The organism is Frigoribacterium sp. CFBP 13707 (assembly GCF_014842245.1).
In the GTDB taxonomy this organism is placed as follows: domain Bacteria; phylum Actinomycetota; class Actinomycetes; order Actinomycetales; family Microbacteriaceae; genus Frigoribacterium; species Frigoribacterium endophyticum.
In genome coordinates this window covers 1-5,391 of record NZ_JACYVL010000028.1, presented here as the reverse complement: position 1 = coordinate 5,391, position 5,391 = coordinate 1, and the positions used below count along the sequence as shown (strand labels likewise).

Annotated in this window: 1 protein-coding gene; it reads right to left on the bottom strand. The window is 66.5% G+C overall.

Annotated elements, in window-relative coordinates; all coding sequences use genetic code 11:
• On the bottom strand, nucleotides 1–5,391 hold a 5,391-nt coding region (locus tag IFT45_RS16565; protein ID WP_192129529.1), incomplete at both ends, for a PA14 domain-containing protein.

Genomic DNA, 5,391 nt, shown 5'->3' with positions numbered 1-5,391 from the left:
TACCCCGTGATGCTTTGGCGATCCACACGCCGGCCGCAATGGCCTGAACATACACGGCCATTTGCACCTTCGTTGCCCCCCGTTTAAAGGCTTGGTACCCCTGATTCCATCCCCTAGAGATGTTTCCCCATTCACGCTTTGATGCGGTGTTGTAGTCGCTCCATGCCCTACCGAAATATGGACTTCCCCATGAAATGCCCCACCCACGTGTGGCAGATCGCTCACCAGAAAGATCATTGTCATTGACGGCATCGGTTGGGTAGACGTAGTCGTTGTCCACGCCGCCTTCGACCGGGTCGGCCTCAATGAAGCGCCCTAGACCGGCGACGTATTGGCGAGCTCCCATCTCGATGATCGAGACGGTACCGAGGTGTTCGCCAAGTTTTTGGTGTTGGCCAAGCCAGCCGTAGTCGGCATCGCCGGGCTCGTTGTCGGGACCCGCCTGGTTGGCCGGCACCGTGCCTAGCGCACCAGTCACCGGGTCCATGGTCTGGCCGAAGGGGTCATACACGCTCAGTCCCGCGGAACGTGTCCCGGTCTGGTCGGCGGTCACGATGATGTCGCCGTGAATGTTCGGGTACGACCAGGATTGCGACGCCGCACCTAGCGATACCAGCACCAATCCCGGGAGTGAGATCACCGCCGAGGTGACGATGCCTTGGTCGTCGAGTTCGATGTCGGGGCTATCCCCTCCCCCGGCGAAGGAGTACGTCGTCGAAGTGGTCACCCCGGCCTTGGTGGTCTGGGTGCGCTTGACGATGCGGTCGGTGACGTCTCGCTGGTAGAGAACCTTGCTGCCATCGTCCAGGACGGTGGTCATGTGCCGGTCGAGACCGTCGTAGGTCATGACTTGGTCGGCGAGGCGGATGGTGTTCCCGTGCGCGTCGTAGGTGATCTTCGCCGCGGAGACTGTCTGCGCCATCGGGGTCGCAGCCGCCGGGGGCGCGGTCACCGTGGTGGAGAGAAGCCGGTCAGACGTGTCGTAGCAGGACGTTGTGACCGACACCGGACCTCCATCCTGGACGTCGGTCGACGACGTCCGGTTGCCGTTCCTGCCGGCGGCGGTGGCGCCGCAGGTGGCGTTGGCGAAGGAGTACGTCAGCTGGTGGCGCGGGATGGCTGCTGTGACCAGCCGACCGGCGGCGTCGTACCCGTAGGAGGACACGTTCGAGACCGCGCCCGAGGTCGCGGTGTTGGTCAGGATGCGTCCCGATTGCGATCGGACAACCTGATCGGTGACCGGTTGCTGTTCATTCGGGAATGCCCACGTCAGCCCGGTGAGTGCGCCGGTGGCGTTCTTTTGGATGGACTGCAGTACCGACCCGTTGCCGAGGCTCCCGGCACCGGCCGGGTAGGACACCGACACCAGCTCACCACGGTCGTAGACCGGGAGAGCCAGGACGGCATTGTCGTAGGTGACCCTCGTGATCTGGCTGTCTGCGTTGTACCAGAACGCTTGCGTGTGCGAGAGCCCCTTTGCAGCCGTGGTCGTAGTGGAGATGACCTTCCCGGTGCGGTCATACGCGGTGGTGGTGGTGGTGTTCCATACGTCGGTGTACGACACCGCCTGGGCAAGGAGGTCGATCTTCGTGGTGATGGTGCTGCCGTTTGGGGAACCCGCGATGGACCCGTCCCCGGTGCTTGAGGTGAGCGGGTCGCCAGCGACGGCGTAGTTCGATGTCGTCGACCGGGCGGGGCTGGCGCCGTAGGCCGGCGTCGTCGCGGTAGCCGTCCGGCCGCGGCTGTCGTAGGTGACGCAAGACCAGTCGGCATCTCCGGTACGCTTCGTGCCGGCAAGACGGCCGAGGGTGTCGGTGACCATAGTGGAGACGGTTCCGGCGCCGGTCGTGGTTGTCTTCGTCCCCCCGTATTGCGGTGTCCCGGCCGGGACTCCGCAGACTGCTGCCGTGGTTGTCTCGGTGTCGCCGTAGTAGGTCGACGTTGTCGCTCCCGCAGCAGCCTGAGCAGGAAGGGTGCGCGTCAGACGCCTGAGGTAGCCCGATCCGACCGGTTCGTAGGTGGTCGTCGTTTTCAGGGCAAGGCCTGCGGGGTCGACGATCTCGGCGGTGGGCTGTCCTAGCCACGGGTTGGCGTACTCGGTCGCGGTCGTCTGCGACGGCACCTGGCTGCTCGAGACCCCTGCGACACCGGCCGGGGCTGCGTCGTCGGTGGTGCTCGAGGTCGCGAGGCCGTAGTCCGGGGTCAGGGCAGACCCAGGAACGACCGACTTGGCGATGCCGGGGCCCGTCCAGTAGAGCCCGAGTGTGGCGTTGGCGGTGTAGTCGAGGTAGTGGACTCGGATCCGTGCCTGCTGGTTCGGAGCCGTCGTCGTGATCGAGACGCCGGGGGCGTCGTGGACGGCGCCGGGGGTGGGGTCTGCGGGTGAGGGGATGTCGTCGATCCAGACCTGGCTGGCGTCATCGGCACGGGTGTTGACCGTGTAGGTGCCCGCAGTGGGGAACGTGATCAGGCCGGTGAGGCGCAGCGACCAGTTGTCCCCGGGGATCCCGGACATCGGGGCGTCCATCACCCAGTCCTTGTTCACCGTTCCGTCGGTAGTACCGATGCCGAGGCTGTAGGCCTTGGGGGCGCCGGCGAACCGGTTGTTGTCGTACCAGACCGCGTTGAGCCCGACGAGGCCCTTGTCGTATGTCGTCGACGAGTGCGCCGGCGTGACCGCACACGACGCCAACGGCTTCCGGTCGGTCCCGAAGCACGCCGCCGGGGCGGGCCCGTAGGTGTCGGTGGGGCGGTCTTGGGCGTTGTAGATCGTGGTCGACATGCGGCCCTGTGGGTCGGTGGAGGACAACTGCATGTCCTTGCCGTTCCAGACCTGGCTGCTGGTCAGCCCTGAGGGGCTGGTCGAGGTCAGCTGACGCCACGCAGCGTCGTAGGTGACCGTCAACGCGTGCGCGCCCGCCGGAACAGTGAGCCCTGCGACGTCGACGGACGCGGTGCCGGCACCTGCGGCCGGGTCGGCGGGGTAGGTGTAGGTCTTCTGCGGGCGGAGGTTCTGGGTGACACCGTCCGGGGCGGGCAGGGTCACGCTGGTCGCGCGGCCCTTGTCGTCGTAGGCGATCTGGGTCTTCACCGTGGTGGCGTCGACGTGGCCGGAGTTCGGCATCGCGAGCCAGTCGTTCGCGAGGGAGTCCCGCAGCATCGTGAGCTTGCCGTTGTCGTAGCCGAAGTCGGTGATCTCGGTGCCGGGGTCAACGATCCGGGCAAGGTTGCCCTGGGCGTCGTAGAAGAGGTCCGTGGCGGTGCCGTCGGGGTAGCTGATCTTGCACAGCATCCCCGCAGGAGCAGAGGCGAGACCCGACGGCGGCGCCGTGCAGCTCGACCCTGACGCCGCACCGTAGGAGAACACGACCTGACGCTTGTACGTCTTGGAGGCACTGTCGTAGGACAGCGGGTCGGAGAGGGACTCGATCATCCCGGTGCCGCCCTTGTAGGTCGCGATCGGGGTGGCGCGCTTGATCGCATCGCCCGCGCCGGTGACCGTCTCGACGCGGCCGGTGGCACCGAACACCGTGATGGTGCCGTCGTCTTCGGTGAAGGTGACCTTCCCGGTGGCGTCGAGCGCGACGATCCCGTATTCACCCTCGGGCGCCTTGTATCCGCTGGAGGCACCGGCGCCACTGGTCTTCGTGTAAGTGTGGGCGGTTCCGGTGGTGTCGGTGAGGATGACGGCACTGTCGGTGACCTGGACGCTTGACCAGTCGCCGGCGTCCCCGCTCAGCGCCGTGGATGCAGACCAGCCTGCGGGGAGGGTCTCGACCTGGCGGGAGAACCACGACGGCGGGACCTCGAACTCCTTGCCCTGCTCGTCGCGGACGTAGAGGGTCACGCCGGCGGTGACGGCGCCTTCGTAGTAGTCCATGAGGAACGACGTCGGCTGGTCGGTCATCGAGACGGGGGCGCCGCCCCAGAGGATCTTGCTGCGGGACTCGTTGCCCCATCCTTCGTAGGCCATGGTCCCGCCGACACGGACGATCGCGCCGTCGTCACGGCTCACACCGAAGAGATACTTCCCCGCGGTCGGGGCCTTGATGAATCCGCTCCAGCGGGCGAGGAAGTAGTCGTTGGGAACTGCCGGCGCAGGCGATCCGGTACCCCAGTCGAAGGACACCGTGGGGTCGGTCCGGACCAGCACCGGCGTCTTGCCGTCGAAGTTGAACGTCGGGGTCGCACCCACGGCGGGGGTGTTGTCGTAGTAGGACCCGGTGAGCCCGCCGGCCTTGGGCTTCAGGGAGTTGTAGCTGAAGGCCATGCCCATGCTGCCCCCCACAGTCGAGACCGTCGGAGAAGAGAACCGCATGCCGACGTTGCCGTTGGCGAGGTTCACCGTCACGGGACCGGCCGTGTCGACCGGCGCCGGGCCCGACTCGCCGATCCGCTGGTTCACCACCAGGTTGTTCCGCCACGACGGCTGCGGCTGGTCGAGGCCGTCGTTGGTCTTCACGGACCAGGTGTAGCGGCCACCGTCCTGAAGCGTGTTCTCCGGGGCCGTCCAGGTCGTCGCTGTCTGCCACCCGGACGACACCACAGCACCGGTGACGCCGTCGGTGCCGGTCGCGATCGTGAAGTTGTACTGCACCGCAGGGCTCGACGCGTCCTTGTCAGGATCGGTGCTCGGGCCGGTCTGCAGCGTCGGGGTGAGCCCTGTGATCACGGTTCCGTCAACGGGCAGAGCGCTCCCCCGGTCCGGAGTCGGGGCGGGGGTGTTCGTCTTGAACGAGAACGTTGCCGAGTTGCGTTGGGTGGACGTCCCGAACTGCCCGTCGTAGCCGTCCCGCACGAATGCCTTCCAGTAGTACGTCGTCGCCGGCTTCAGAAGCCCTGCCGGCACCTTCACTTCCTGGACCCCCCAGGTGGAGTCCCACACGGTCGCCACGTCAGGGTTCGGGTTCTCGCTGATGTGGTACGCGTAGTCGAGCCGTGAATTCTCGGGGTTCGTCGCACTGACCTTGAGGGTCGGAGTCAGGGATGCCTTCGCTGCACCGTTCGCCGGTGCGGGTGCCTGGGGTCCGCCGGCGGAGGGGAAGTCCTTGTAGGTGACGTAGAGGGCCGAGTTGACGGCCTTGTAGGAGTACACGCCTCCGGCCTCGTAGCCACGGAGCATGAGGTAGTTGCCGCGCGAGCCGGAATTGACCCATGAGGCGATCTGCTGGGTGAGGCGGTCATCGTCGACCACTCCCCCGGAGCCGGCACCGCCGAGGTTCCAGCTGCCGAGGTGAGCGCCGACACCGTTGTAGCTGAACGCGGTCGCGTAGTGAAGCGTGTTCAGGTACGTGGGCGACGAGCCATCGCCGGCGTGGGCGGTGTCGAGGTAGCTGTCGAGGACCTGCTTGCCGAAGAACTGCTCGTAGTTGTAGTGCTGCACGGTGCGCC